The organism is Permianibacter fluminis (assembly GCF_013179735.1).
Taxonomy (GTDB): Bacteria; Pseudomonadota; Gammaproteobacteria; order Enterobacterales; family Permianibacteraceae; genus Permianibacter; species Permianibacter fluminis.
The window spans coordinates 2,073,828-2,086,978 of sequence record NZ_JABMEG010000001.1 but is presented as its reverse complement, the minus strand read 5'-3'; the positions used below and the strand labels follow the sequence as shown (position 1 = coordinate 2,086,978).

Sequence of the window (13,151 nt, the reverse complement as noted above, 5' to 3'; positions counted from 1 at the left end):
CTTTGCGCTGCCGTTATCGTTGCGGCCGGAGGGACACCGCCATGCGCTTTGAGCAACTACCGACTGATCTGCAGCAATGGATACGCGATGCGGTCAACAATGGCCATCCGGCCGACAGCATCGTCAGCACACTGGTTACGGCAGGCCATCAACCGGCCATTGCCGAGGCCATTCAACAGCATCTGCAAGCGCTGGCGGAAAGCGGCCAGACCGTGCGACCGCACAGCAGCGCCGTGGTGTCGCAGGTTTCTGCCACCCAGCGCACAAGTGATCGCGATATCCAGATCCTGTTCACGCTCAATGCGCCGCGCATCGTGCTGTTTGGCAGCTTGCTGGCGCCGGAAGAATGCGATGCCTTGATTGAGCAATCGCGCGGTCGGCTCAAGCCGTCCACCGTCGTCAACGGCGACAGCGGCAGCTACGATCAGCACGAAGCACGCACCAGCTACGGCGCCTCGTTCCGGCGCGGTGAAAACCCGTTGATACAACGCATCGAACAGCGAATCGCCGAGCTGCTCAGCATCCCGGCCAGTCATGGCGAGCCAATACAGGTGCTGAACTACGCGCCGGGCGCGCAATACAAACCGCATTTCGACTACTTTGATCCGAAACATCCCGGCAATGAAAAAATCCTGGCGATGGGCGGCCAGCGTTTCGCTTCGCTGGTGATCTATCTCAACGACGTCGCAGCCGGCGGCTCGACGGTGTTTCCGGAGATTGGTCTGGACGTGTTGCCGCGTAAAGGTGGCGCTCTGTTCTTCTCCTACGCCAATCCAGCCGGCGATCTCGACCCCTTGAGCCTGCATGGCGGTAGCCCGGTGGTCACCGGCGAAAAATGGATCGCGACCAAATGGCTGCGGCTCAATGAATATACCGGCCCGGACCGCTGAGCAGAAAAACGGTCCGACGCTTTGCCAGAATGTCTACCCGGCCCAAGCCAACATCTGCCATTGCCGAACCGACGCCAAACTTGCAGTATGCCGACGTAGCGACAGGCAGCGATGTCATCGCGTTTCCGGACCTGTCTGCGGGCGTGTCTTCGGATATGTCATCGGCGGCGTTATCAGATGCACACTCCGGTGCAGGCAGGTCTGACGGTTGCAACGAGGTGTTGGCAGGATCATGACAAGAAAAATCAAACCCCAGAAAATCGTGCTGCTGATTGTCGCGGTCATCGTGCTCTTGCTGGCGATCATCAGTGTCAACACCCTGACTACGCCGAGCCGGCAGCTGCAAATCGCTGCCCGGCCCGGCACTGCTGTCGATGTCAGCAAAGCCGCCGAACGCTTGGCGTCGGCGATTCGCCAGCAAACCATTGCCAGCGCCAGTGACGCCCAATTGAACCAGTCGCAGTTTCTGGCGCTGCACGCGCAGTTGGCGGCGGACTATCCGCTCGTTCACGCCACGCTGAATCAGGAGCGCATCAACGACACGGCGCTGCTGTACACCTGGCAGGGCAGCGACCCGAGTCTGCCGGCGGTAGTGCTGATGGCGCATATGGATGTGGTACCGATCGCACCCGGTACCGAAACGGATTGGCTGCAGCCGCCTTTCGACGGCGTGATCAGCGACGGCTTTGTCTGGGGCCGCGGCGCCTGGGATGACAAGGGCAATCTGATTGCGCAGCTGGAGGCTGTCGAGGCACTGCTGGCGCGCGGCTTCAAACCGGCGCGTACGGTTTATCTGGCCTACGGCGCCGATGAGGAAGTCAATGGCGATCGCGGTGCGAAAACCATCGCGGCCTTGTTGCAGGCACGCGGCGTCAAAGCCGAATTTGTCATCGACGAAGGCATGCTGATCACCGAGGGCATGATCGCCGGTCTGGATGCGCCCGCCGCCATCGTTGGCGTCGCGGAAAAAGGCTATCTGTCGGCCACGCTGACCGTCAGCGCCGACCCCGGTCACTCCTCAATGCCGCCAACCGACAAAGCCAGCGCCGTCACTCAATTGAGCGAAGTGTTGCTGCGCCTGCGCGATCACGAAATGCCGGCAACGATCAGCGGTGTCGCCCAGGAAATGTTCGAAACGCTGGGCCCGGAAATGCACGGTTTGAATCGTGTCGCGCTGACCAATCTCTGGTTGTTCGAACCATTGGTCAAAGCGCAGCTGACCCAGGCGCCGAGCACCAATGCGATGCTGCGCACCACCACCGCGTTTACCATGCTGAACGCCGGCAACAAGGACAATGTGCTACCGGGCCGCGCCGAAGCCACGCTCAATTTTCGCCTGCTGCCGGGTGACAGCAGCGAGGCCGTGCTCGCGCATATCCAGCAGCAAGCCGCGGCCGTCATGCCGGCCGATCAGTTTCACCTCAGCAGATTACCGTTTGGCGGTGAAGCCTCGCCGGTATCGTCAACCGAGGCGCTCGGCTATCGCGCCATCCAACAAGCACTGCGCGAACTGAAGCCTGATACGCTGGTCGCGCCGGGCTTGATGCTGGGCGCCAGCGATTCGCGCCACTTCAGTGTCATCAGCGCCCAGATTTATCGGTTCTCACCGATCCACGCCACGGCCGACGATCTGCCGCGTTTTCACGGCACCAACGAGCGTCTGGCGCTGACCGATCTGGCCACCATGATCCAGTTTTATCAGCGTCTGCTGGAACTCGGCGCTGGCACACCCTGAGTGATGCCGCTCGGCAAGTGACTCTCGGAACGTGTTCGGGAATCACTTGCCGTTTCGCGCGGCGCCGATAGCAAATTGCCTGATTTGCAGCTCACCCGATTTACGGTTGCGCTGAATTACGGACTAATCGGCTTGGCCAAGCCATTGGCAAGCGCCTCATGGATCAGCGTCACGGTCTGCTCGTCGGCAGTCCGGCTCAATTGTTCGATTTGCGCACCCAGCGCTTCCATACGATCACCCAGCGATTCCATTTTGCTGCTGAGCTCGTCAGCGCGCTCATCGAGCGCGGCCATTTGCGCGTGATAACCGGCATCGCCACGGCGCTCGTAGCGGTCATCGCGCAGATCCTCGCGCTCATCGGACAGATCTTCCATGTCGCGGCCATAGTTTTCCATCTCGTCATCCAGTGGCTGCAACTGCTGCTCAAACGGTTGCGTGGCCTGCCACAGTTCCGCCAGCTTGTTGATACTGGCAACGTCGTCAACGACATAGTGCTGGTCGCCATCGCGAAACCACAGATAGCTGCCGTCATGTTGTCGGCGGTAGGCCCGGGCTTTTTTCAGCTCGTCGCTGTGGCCGGAGAAAACGGTGCCGTGCTCGGCCCGCACCAGCGCATAGCTGATCGCCGGCCTGGCATCGTCATGCAGGCTGATATTGCTGTACTTTTCAGCCTGCTCGCCGGGCGTGGCATGGGCACTGCCCAGCAGCAAAACTGCGGTCAGCAGGCAGACACCCATTCGGGAAACAACGCGAAAGCCAGCCGGCACGCGGCGCTGGGCAAATGAAGAAAGTCGTGAGCTCATGATCTCGGCATCCTGTTCTTGGAAAAGTGCGGCATGAAAAAGCAGCAGGAACGTCTCGGCATGCCAGCCGTTCCCCATCCCTTACCAAGACGTGCAGACGCGAAAAATAGTTTGAATGGGCGTGAACGGGCGGCATTACGCCAGCCCAAAAATGGAAAGCCCGCTGCACTGTCTGGCAGTGCAGCGGGCTGCTGCTTTACTGGCTGGCGCTTTGATTGCGCCGCGGCCGCACTCGTCCCACACAGCCCTGAGACTGGCCACGCCTCCGACTGCAGGTTCGGCTTAAGCCGCCAGCCCGAACTCGTCGGCGCCAGCGACAGCCGATCACTTGTTCGCGTTCAAAAACGGAATGGTCGCGTTCGGGATCATCGTGCTCGGCAGTTGTCCGTTCCAGCGCTCGGCCTTGGTCAGCTCGATCAGGTTCAGGTTCTGCGCCAGCGCGCTCGCTTTGGCCTTGATCGCCGTGGCTTCGGCTTCACCGCGCAACCGGGTCGACTCGGCTTCGGCACGCGCGCGCGCTAGATTGGAGTCGGCCTCGCCCTTGGCCTTGGTCACCGCGATCTCGGCATTGACCTTTTCTTTCTCCAGGTTCTGCTTCTCGGTCTGCACCAGCACTTCGGCTTGCATCCGCAGCTCGATGGATTTTTCGTAGGCGTCGGAAAAATCGATGTTCTCGATCTGCACGCTGTCGATCACGATCGGACCGACCACGGCCTTGCGAATGGCGTTGGTCACGTCCTGAACGAACAGCACCCGGCTCTGCACCGCAGAAATGGCCGTGTACTGACCGAACACGTTTTCGATTTGCGTCGGCACCTGCCGATCCACCAACCGGTTGGTGATGCCTTCAATGCTGCCGTACTCGGTATACAACGCGACCACTTCGGTCGGCGGTACATGGAAGCTGACCGAGGCCTTGATTGTGGCCGTCTGCTGATCCTTGCTGTACGCCTGCACACCGGTGTACTGCACGGTCAGGTTCTGGGTGGAGATTTTCTTGATTGTGTCAACGAACGGCACTTTCATGCCGAGACCCGGCTCGGCACTACCAACCACAGCACCGTTACGCAGATGCACGCCACGCTCACCTTGATCCACTGTGTACCAGGAACCCAGCACCAGCATCAGGGCAAAAACGGCGACGATGGCCAGCAACACCAACTTGATCTCAATTCTCATGGAACGTCCTGTCTCTACCTGCATGGTTGAACTACCCACAGCGGCAACATTGCCGCTGACACTTGCTTGCACGCCGCCAGATTGGCAACGGCCGCCATCGACGCCCGGCGCACCGACAGCAAAAACCGGTGCCGCGGGCGAGGCCGATGTCGGCAACCGTACTTTCCCATATTGCTGGATGCGGTGGACCGGAATGTGTATCAGGTTGTTGCGAGCGGCATGGGTTTTGGCACCACCGCCAGCACTTTGCCGACGCTTCTCGAGCCGGATCGCGCTACCACCCCGACCTAACAGCAGCGCGCAACAACGGATTCGCTATAAGCCGGAAAGCTCGGAGCGCAATCGCCTATGCTGGAAACGCTCCGCCTTGGCGACAACACTGGTCGTCATCCGGGAGCGGATTGCAGCTCGCAGACGCCCAGCTTGATGCCATCACTGTTTTCACCGGGCTACCGAGGAGAACCACCATGGCCAACAAAGAACGACGCGGCAACCGGGAACACAAGAAGCCGAAGAAAGTTCGGCAGCCTGAAGTGCACACCGGCCACCACACCAATTTCGTCGAACAGATCAATAACAACGAACAGCATCACGATCATTTGAAGCCATAGGCCTTGTCGAGTGACGTAGCGACTCGATGTTTCTGCGTTCGACGCTCCGGGTCGCTCGGTGGCGCAATGTCATTGAGCTGTCAGCGCTGAAACCCGCAGGTCAGGGACGGCGCGCGGGATTCACACCACTGGCCATGGCGCCTTTGTTTCCTATCCATGCTGCGGGGAGCGCCTCGCCGCCGTTTATTTGTCGCAGTTTCGCGGGACTACTCGGCGTCTGGCAAGCGACTCGTCCAGACGTTGTAACAACCGCGCCCGCCATGCCTCCAAGCTGTGGACCCAGACCCAAGGTGAGCCCATGTCCCCGGCAGCTCTCGCTCTTCATTCCGCCATGCCCGGCTTGCTGATGTTCGCGTTGGCGGGTGTCGTCGGCACGGCACACGCTGATAGCTTGTTTCACAGCGGCCCTGCGCGCGTGCCCATGCTGGAACTGTTTACCTCCGAAGGCTGCAGCTCTTGTCCGCCGGCGGATGCCTGGCTGACACAGCAATTGGACAATCCGAAACTGTGGCAGTCGGTCGTGCCAATCGCATGGCACGTCGATTATTGGAATGCGCTCGGCTGGCCAGATCGGTTCAGCCAAGCGGCCTACAGTCGTCGTCAACGTGAGTACGAAGCCAGTGGTCACTTGTCACAGGTTTACACCCCTGGGCTGGTTTACGCCGGGCAAGAATGGCGCGGCTATTTCAAGCAGGCAGACGTGCCGCCCCTAACCGATGCATCTGCCGGTGAATTGACTCTGCAGCTGCATGATCGTCAGCTGCAAGTGACGTTCGCCGCACCGGCCGTCTCCACGCAGTCCATTGCCCATGTCGCGCTGCTCGGATTTGGTCTGGAGTCAGCGATTGCCCGGGGCGAAAACACCGGCAAGCATTTGCGCCATGACTTTGTTGTCCTTGCTCACCAAACACTGTCACCGAAGTCGCCGATCAGACAGGACGAAGCGGGATTCGCCTCGCTTGGCCCAGAGTCGGAAAACGAAAAACTAACGCGTACATCGTCAGCGCCTGCATCGACATCTCAGGCGATGGCATTCAGAGTCTGGCAAGGCACCCTGCCGGCAACCGCACAAACTGCCAAACGCTATGCATTGGTCAGCTGGATTTCTGTTGGACGTGATCCCACGCCACTGCAAAGCACCGGCGGCTATCTCCGCTGAGTAAAATCGGCGCTACCTGCCATTGCAAGCTCATTTCGCCTTGCAATGTTGACGACTGGGCGGACATCAAATACCTCGTCGCCGCCACCTGATTTTGTACTGCTGCAGCGCACTCAGGCCGCAGCCGCTGCAGACGCTGGAGCGGGTCTACCCGGCCAGGTCAGCAGCAGCAAGCCGGCGGACATCAGCACGTGCAGCCCCTGCTCGCTGCTGATGCCGGCAAACGACAGCCGTGCCGACAGCACCGCAAATGCCGCAATCAGCAAGGCCGTGCCGAGCCAGAACGGCCGCGCGCGCCGACGCCAGGCAGTCAGCACAATCAGCACGATGGCCACGGCGGGCAGCAATTGCGACCACAGCGGCAGATTGAGCACACTGACCATCACCAGCCCCACACCGCCGCCAAAAATCAGGCTCAAGGCCGCTGCCCGCGGATGTCTGGCGGCGAGACTCTGCGGCCAATAAAACGATGCAGCCAGCAACGGCACGCCGGCAACGGTGGCAATCAGGCTGAAAAAATCGTGTGGGCCAACGGCAGCGGCAACGCCGGAAAAACTCAGCACGCCGAGTGCGGCAGCAACACCGATGCTGGCGACCGCGAGCGCAATACCGGGCTGCGCCTGTCCGGCTGGTGCTGACCACGCCCGCCAGCCAATCAGCAAGCAACTCAGGGCCAGCAGCAAATCAGAAATGGCGTCGGCGTTCATGATCCGGAAATCTCCGCAGGATTGGCATTGGCCGAGGCACGAGATTGTTGCTGCAACGTGCGCAGCAACCACAGCAGCGAAATCAGCGCCAGTGCCAGGACCGCAACTTTGGCCACGACCGGGGCAAGCCAACCGAACCAATCCGGCATCAACAGGAACAGCGCCGCGAACAGCACGAGCCGTACCGGCTCCACCCGCCGGGCCAGCGCGCTGCCTTCCAGCACGCCGCCCAAGCTGACAGCGGCCAGCAGAATCAGACCAGCATAGAACGCACGCATCGCCAGATTCAGCTCCGGCGCCACCGCAATGAAATGGGTGGCGTAAATCACCATCACGCCGTATTGCAGAATGGCGTAGCCGCGCAAACCGGCACTGCTCGGCCGCGCAAAGCGCCGGCAATCACGGGTATCCAGATGCGGTACGGGTTCATTCCAGCCGCCCGGTGGCGCGAACACGGCCGCGAGCTTGCCGCGCCAGCCAACGGCCGCGCGCATGCTCTGCCAGATGTCGCGATAGACATTCAGATTGCCCCAGAGCGGGTTGTAACTTGCCAGCGGTTTGCGCACGCCGTACACCACTTTCTCGTCATCGCGCTCATCGACAAAACTGCCGAACAGCCGATCCCAGATGATGAAAATGCCGCCGTAATTCTTGTCGATGCAGTAATCGTTCTGGCCGTGATGAACACGGTGATTGGATGGCGTCACCAACACCCGATCGATCCAGCCGAGTTTGCCGATCAATTCGGTATGCACCCAATACTGGTACAGCAAATCAATCAGGCCAGCGACGGCAAACACCAGCGGCGGCACGCCGATCACCGCCATCACCAGATAGAACGGCCAACCGAACAGCGCACCGGTCGAGGTTTGCCGCAGCGCCGTGGTCAGATTGAAATACTCGGAAGAGTGATGCACCTGATGGGCCGCCCACATCAGATTCACTTCGTGGCCAAAACGGTGTACCCAGTAATACAGAAAATCGTACAGCACGACCGCCAGCAGCCAGACCCAGAGGCTGTCGGTCGGCAATTCCAGCGCGCGATAGCGCTCGTACACCAGCACGTACAGCCCCAGCGTCAGCGTCTTGGTAAACGCGCCGGCCACCTGACTCAGCACGCCAAAGTGCAAGCTGGTGATGGCATCGGCCACATCGTAGCTCGGCAGGCGTTTCCGGTAGGCAAACCAGGCCTCAACCAGAATCGACAACATGAAGACAGGAATGGCGTAAACGATGGGGTTCATAATCAGACCGTGGTCGCAGGAAGTTCGGCGCTCGAACAGCGTCGCTTGGAGTGTGCCGCGAATTGCCGGACAGGGGAAGTATCCGGCCAACGCGAACCGATATCGATAGCCGATATCGGCCTTGGCGAATTTGGTTTAACCTGACCACCCTGCACCGTCGCCCGGTTATTGCCCGTTCACCGTCATGAAATCCTCGCCTTTTGACGTCATCATCATCGGCGCCGGCGCCGCTGGCATGTTTGCCGCCTTCACTGCTGGTCAGCGCGGCCGGCGCGTGTTGCTGATTGACCACAGCAGCAAGATTGGCGAAAAAATCCGCATCTCCGGCGGCGGCCGCTGCAACTTCACCAACCTGCATGCCAGCCCGGCCCAATACCTGTCGCAAAATCCGCACTTCTGCCGGTCGGCGCTAGCCCGCTACACCCCGCAGGATTTTCTGAAATTGCTGCAGCAGCACAGTATTCGCTATCACGAGAAAACACTGGGCCAATTGTTCTGTGACGACAGCGCCCAGCAAATCATCGACATGCTGGTCAGCGAATGCCGCGACGGCGACGTGCAGTGGTCGACCGGCACCACGGTCAATCACATTGAGCAAGCACCAACCGGTCGCTTTCACCTGCAAACCAGCCGCGGTCTGTTCGACACCGAATCCCTGATCATTGCCACTGGCGGGCTGTCGATTCCGCAAATCGGCGCCACCGGTTTCGGCTACGACGTTGCCCGACAATTTGGCCTGCGCATGGTGGAGCCCAGCCCCGGACTGGTCCCGCTCGCCTTTCCGGCGCCGGATTGGCAACAATATGCCGACTTGTCCGGGCTGTCGGTCGATGCCGAGGTCAGTTGTCAGAAAACCCAATTTCGCGAAGCCATCCTGATCACCCACAAAGGCATCAGCGGCCCCGCCATCCTGCAGATTTCCTCGTTCTGGAAGCCCGGCCAAATGCTGAGCATCGATCTGGCCCCGCACGACGATTTGCGCAGCCGGCTGCAGGAACGGGCCCACAGCGAGCAACTGCTCAGCAATGCGCTTGCCGAATGGCTACCCAAACGCTTTGCCCAGCTCTGGTGTGACGAACGCGGCATCAACCTGCCACTGAAACAACTCGGCAGCAAAGCGCTGGAGAAAATTGGCGAGGAGTTGCATCACTGGCTGGTCAGGCCCGCCGGCACCGTTGGCTACAAAAAAGCCGAAGTCACCCTGGGCGGCGTCGACACCCGCGATCTGTCGTCAAAGACCATGATGGCAAACGATGTGCCGGGCTTGTTTTTCATCGGAGAAGTGGTCGATGTCACCGGCTGGCTCGGTGGCTACAATTTTCAGTGGGCGTGGGCGTCGGCGCACGCTGCCGGCAGCGTGGCATGAGCCGCGCATCGGCAGATGCATCTCGTAAACCAGGCAGCAAGCAAATGCGGAGTATGGATGTGAACGAGATCATGAATAGCGCTGCGAGCAAACAAGCGCGGTCCAAAACGTCGCTGCTTGTCGGAATGAATGGCTCACGCTCGCATGCGATGGGTAAGGCACAATGAACCGTACGCATCCGACGCTGGCTGCAGCCGTTGACACCATTCTTGCGGCCGTTGGCGACACGCTGAAAGTTGCCACCCCGCTGGGGCTCGGCAAACCCAACCGCTTGATCAATGCCTTGTATGCGAGAGTCAAGGCCGAACCGGAGCGGCTGTCGATGGCGCTGTACTCGGCGCTGTCGTTGCAGCGGCCGCAGGGCAAGAGTGAACTGGAACGACGATTTCTGGCGCCGTTTGTTGCGCGCCATTTTGGCAACGACTATCCGGATCTGGATTACCTGACGGACCGCGCAGCAAATCGGTTGCCCGCCAATGTGCGCATCCACGAGTTTTATTTTTCGGCGGGCAGCCAGCTTGGCCGCGCCGACGGTCAGCGTCATTACATCAGCCAGAACTACACCCACGTTGCCCGCGATCTGGCTGCCGCTGGCGTCAATCTGATTCTGTTGCAGATTGCCAAACGCGGCGATCAATACAGCCTGTCGACCAACCCCGATGTCGCGCTGGACCTGATTGATCGGCTGGCGGCACGCGGCAAGCGGCCCTATGTTGTCGGCGTGGTCCATCAGGACATGCCGTTTCTGGCCGGCGATGCCCGGGTCGATGCCGCGCTGTTTGATCTGCTGCTGGATGACGGCGAAAGCCATCCATTGTTTGCCGTGCCACGTGAACCGGTTACCGTGGCCGAACACGCGCTCGGCCTGCACGCCAGCACGCTGGTGAAAGACGGTGGCACGCTGCAAATTGGTATCGGTGCGCTATCGGATGCGCTGGTCAACGCGCTGCTGCTGCGCCATCAGCGCAACGACCTCTACCAACGCGCGTTGGCCGCATGCGGTTGTGACCGGCAGTCAGCATTGGTGACCGAGTTTGGCGGCACGGAGCCGTTTCAGGACGGCCTGTACGGTGCCACCGAGATGGTGATGGATGGCTTCATGCATCTGCGTCGCGGCGGCGTGCTGAAGCGCTTGGTCTATGACGATTTGAAACTGCAATACCTGCTCAACAGCGGCCAGCTGCGCGATCCGCTGGCGGCCGACAGCCTCGATTGCCTGCTGGCCAGTGGCGCATTGCCTGCCCAACTGGATGCGGCGGCGCTGAGCTGGTTGCAGCAATTCGGGCTGATCGATGCCGGCGTGCAAAGGCATGCGGATCAGCTGCTGTTGCCGGATGGTCAACACATCGGTCTTGATTTGACTGAGCCACGCAATGCCAATGCACTGGCCACCCATATGACCGGCCGCCGCCTGCGGGGTGGTCAGTATCTTGCCGGCGCGTTCGCGCTGGGTTCGAAACCGCTGTACGACTGGATGAATCAGCTGCACGGCAGTGACTGGACCGGTCTGGAAATGCAGCGGGTCTCGCGCATCAATGAATTGTACGGTGGCAGCGAAACGCTGGAACGGGTACAACGCCGCGATGCCCGCTTCTTCAACACCTGCATGATGCAGACGCTGCTCGGTGCGGCGGTCTCCGATGCCTTTGCTGATGGTCAGGTGTTGAGCGGTGTCGGTGGCCAATACAACTTTGTCGCGATGGCGCATGCGCTGCAGGATGGTCGTTCGATTCTGTTGCTGCGGGCCACCCGCAGCAGCCATGGCAAAACGGTTTCCAATATTGTCTGGAATTACGCGCACACGACCATACCGCGCCATCTGCGTGACATTGTCATCACCGAATACGGCATTGCCGACTTGCGCGGGCAGTCCGATGAAGAAGTGATCAAGCGACTGCTCGCCATCAGCGATGCCCGCTTTCAACCGGCGCTGGCGCTGCAGGCCAAGAAAGCCGGCAAACTGGACCCGGCTTTTGTCTTGCCCGCCAGCTGGCGCAACAACACGCCGGAACGGCTGGCTGCCGCACTGGCACCGCTGCAAAGCCTTGGTGAGTTCGGCCGGTTCCCATTTGGCTGTGACTTCGACGCCACCGAGCAGAGGCTGATCAGTGCATTGAGCTGGCTGAAACAACATACCGCCAGCACCGGTGGCAAACTCCAGACCCTGCTGCGCAGTCTGCTGCCCCAATCGCCGGTGGCCGAAACCGTCCCCTGTCTGGCCCGGATGGCGCTTTCCTCACCGCGCAGTCTGACCGAGCATATACAGGCTCGTTTGCTGCGCTACGCGCTGGCAAAAACCGGCTGAGTCGGCTCTGCACCCCATTTAAACCAGAACCTGAACCAGAACCTGAATCAACACCGAGGATCGCCTTTATGGCAGAGCAGCGCGTCGTGTTCGATTTTGCCATTTCATTCAGCAATGGTGGCGGCATACAAGGCCAAGGCTTCCGGCTGGACATCATCGGTGACGACATCAGCGATGATGCGCTGGCCACGTATATCGTTCAGGATCTGCGTTTGTTGATGGTCAGCAAGGTCGACATTCTGAAGAAGCGCATCATTGCCGAAGCCCACAAGCGCGGCGAGCTGGACCACACCGCGGCGATCGACAACGAGGCAGCCGCCAACGCGCTCTTTATCGATCTCAGTCACCGCATCGAGCACGGCATGATTACCTACAAAGGCCTTCCCGCGCCGCTGATTTGTGATCATCTGTCACGCGAGCAATCGCGGCAGCATTACGCCGCCGGCACTGAATTTCAGATCGGCCGCATCGATATGGTGGCCAATACCGGCACCTATCTCGACACGCCGTATCACCGTTATGCCGACGGCATCGATCTGGCCGGCATGCCGCTGACCCGCATTGCCAATCTGCCGGGATTGGTGGTGCGGGTGCAGGGCAGCAGCGATCGCGCGATTGACTGGCCCAGCTTTGCCGCAAGCGATGTCGCGGGCAAAGCGGTGCTGGTGCACACCGGCTGGAGCCGACACTGGCGCACGGATCAGTATTTCGAAGGCCACCCGTTTCTGACCGAGCGAGCCGCCGTGTATCTGCGCGACTGTGGCGCAGCGCTGGTCGGTATCGACTCCTTGAACATTGATGACATCAGCACTGGCCAGCGTCCGGTGCATTCAACGCTGCTCGCCGCGGGTATCCCGATTGTCGAGCATTTGACCGGGCTGGAAAATCTCCCCATCGACGGCTTCCGGTTCAGTGCCGTGCCACCGAAAATTTGCGGCATGGGCACCTTCCCGGTGCGCGCCCATGCCTGGCTGCCTGTTAGTTGATCGGCGTCGCGCCCGGCGATTTTCTTCTGCAAAGGCAAACTGACTTGCTGACCGCCTGAGAATGCATTTCAGCAATCGGCTGCTCGGCACCCATCAACGTGCTGAGCAAAACACCTTGCACCGCAGCATGACGTTTCGGCATTTTTTCCCACCATATAGGGCTGAC

General features: G+C 60.4%; 11 protein-coding genes. 7 read left to right on the top strand and 4 right to left on the bottom strand.

Annotation, left to right across the window (positions count from 1 at the left end):
• Nucleotides 1–41 precede the first annotated feature (41 nt).
• Complete coding sequence (locus HPT27_RS09030; protein WP_172242008.1) at nucleotides 42–890, top strand: 2OG-Fe(II) oxygenase; 849 nt, start codon at nucleotides 42–44, stop codon at nucleotides 888–890.
• A gap of 232 nt (nucleotides 891–1,122) precedes the next feature.
• Complete coding sequence (locus HPT27_RS09025) at nucleotides 1,123–2,625, top strand: M20 family peptidase (protein WP_172242005.1); 1,503 nt, start codon at nucleotides 1,123–1,125, stop codon at nucleotides 2,623–2,625.
• Between the two features lie 116 nt (nucleotides 2,626–2,741).
• Here HPT27_RS09025 and HPT27_RS09020 read toward each other — a convergent pair whose 3' ends face one another.
• Nucleotides 2,742–3,428, bottom strand: coding sequence for a hypothetical protein (locus HPT27_RS09020; RefSeq protein WP_172242002.1), 687 nt, complete (start codon nucleotides 3,426–3,428; stop codon nucleotides 2,742–2,744).
• Between the two features lie 324 nt (nucleotides 3,429–3,752).
• Entirely contained in the window at nucleotides 3,753–4,607 is an 855-nt protein-coding gene (locus tag HPT27_RS09015) for a prohibitin family protein (protein WP_235950860.1), read from the bottom strand.
• 467 nt (nucleotides 4,608–5,074) lie between these two features.
• On the opposite strand from HPT27_RS09015, the gene HPT27_RS09010 reads away from it, so the two are divergent.
• Together HPT27_RS09010 and HPT27_RS09005 are read left to right on the top strand one after the other, a co-directional pair.
• Nucleotides 5,075–5,218: a hypothetical protein gene (locus HPT27_RS09010; protein ID WP_172241996.1), complete on the top strand. Its 144-nt coding sequence runs from the start codon at nucleotides 5,075–5,077 to the stop codon at nucleotides 5,216–5,218.
• A 298-nt stretch (nucleotides 5,219–5,516) separates the two neighbouring features.
• Nucleotides 5,517–6,377 carry a DUF1223 domain-containing protein gene (locus HPT27_RS09005; RefSeq protein ID WP_172241993.1) on the top strand — a complete coding sequence of 287 codons (861 nt, stop codon included), beginning with the start codon at nucleotides 5,517–5,519 and terminating at the stop codon, nucleotides 6,375–6,377.
• A gap of 113 nt (nucleotides 6,378–6,490) precedes the next feature.
• On the opposite strand, the gene HPT27_RS09000 is transcribed toward HPT27_RS09005, so the two are convergent.
• Nucleotides 6,491–7,084, bottom strand: coding sequence for a hypothetical protein (locus tag HPT27_RS09000; protein ID WP_172241990.1), 594 nt, complete (start codon nucleotides 7,082–7,084; stop codon nucleotides 6,491–6,493).
• Nucleotides 7,081–8,328 (bottom strand): sterol desaturase family protein, encoded by a 1,248-nt coding sequence (locus HPT27_RS08995; protein WP_172241987.1) that lies wholly within the window; start codon nucleotides 8,326–8,328, stop codon nucleotides 7,081–7,083. Before HPT27_RS08995 ends, HPT27_RS09000 begins: the two co-directional genes overlap by 4 nt.
• A gap of 184 nt (nucleotides 8,329–8,512) precedes the next feature.
• Here HPT27_RS08995 and HPT27_RS08990 point away from each other — a divergent pair, with 184 nt between their 5' ends.
• The 3 genes from HPT27_RS08990 (at nucleotide 8,513) to HPT27_RS08980 (ending at nucleotide 12,985) form a co-directional block, all read left to right on the top strand.
• Complete coding sequence (locus HPT27_RS08990) at nucleotides 8,513–9,694, top strand: BaiN/RdsA family NAD(P)/FAD-dependent oxidoreductase (protein ID WP_172241984.1); 1,182 nt, start codon at nucleotides 8,513–8,515, stop codon at nucleotides 9,692–9,694.
• Nucleotides 9,695–9,857: 163 nt separating this feature from the next.
• Complete coding sequence (locus tag HPT27_RS08985) at nucleotides 9,858–11,999, top strand: acetyl-CoA hydrolase/transferase C-terminal domain-containing protein (protein WP_172241981.1); 2,142 nt, start codon at nucleotides 9,858–9,860, stop codon at nucleotides 11,997–11,999.
• Between the two features lie 68 nt (nucleotides 12,000–12,067).
• The gene (locus HPT27_RS08980; protein ID WP_172241978.1) at nucleotides 12,068–12,985 is read left to right on the top strand and encodes a cyclase family protein; all 918 of its coding nucleotides are present in this window, start codon (nucleotides 12,068–12,070) and stop codon (nucleotides 12,983–12,985) included.
• Nucleotides 12,986–13,151: the final 166 nt, after the last annotated feature.

Coding starts and splice junctions, on each gene's coding strand:
- HPT27_RS09000 (WP_172241990.1), bottom strand. CDS start 7,084: ATGAACGCCGACGCCATTTCTGATTTGCTGCTGGCCCTGAGTTGCTTG.
- HPT27_RS09010 (WP_172241996.1), top strand. CDS start 5,075: ATGGCCAACAAAGAACGACGCGGCAACCGGGAACACAAGAAGCCGAAG.
- HPT27_RS08980 (WP_172241978.1), top strand. CDS start 12,068: ATGGCAGAGCAGCGCGTCGTGTTCGATTTTGCCATTTCATTCAGCAAT.
- HPT27_RS08985 (WP_172241981.1), top strand. CDS start 9,858: ATGAACCGTACGCATCCGACGCTGGCTGCAGCCGTTGACACCATTCTT.
- HPT27_RS08995 (WP_172241987.1), bottom strand. CDS start 8,328: ATGAACCCCATCGTTTACGCCATTCCTGTCTTCATGTTGTCGATTCTG.
- HPT27_RS09015 (WP_235950860.1), bottom strand. CDS start 4,607: ATGAGAATTGAGATCAAGTTGGTGTTGCTGGCCATCGTCGCCGTTTTT.
- HPT27_RS09020 (WP_172242002.1), bottom strand. CDS start 3,428: ATGAGCTCACGACTTTCTTCATTTGCCCAGCGCCGCGTGCCGGCTGGC.
- HPT27_RS09030 (WP_172242008.1), top strand. CDS start 42: ATGCGCTTTGAGCAACTACCGACTGATCTGCAGCAATGGATACGCGAT.
- HPT27_RS08990 (WP_172241984.1), top strand. CDS start 8,513: ATGAAATCCTCGCCTTTTGACGTCATCATCATCGGCGCCGGCGCCGCT.
- HPT27_RS09025 (WP_172242005.1), top strand. CDS start 1,123: ATGACAAGAAAAATCAAACCCCAGAAAATCGTGCTGCTGATTGTCGCG.
- HPT27_RS09005 (WP_172241993.1), top strand. CDS start 5,517: ATGTCCCCGGCAGCTCTCGCTCTTCATTCCGCCATGCCCGGCTTGCTG.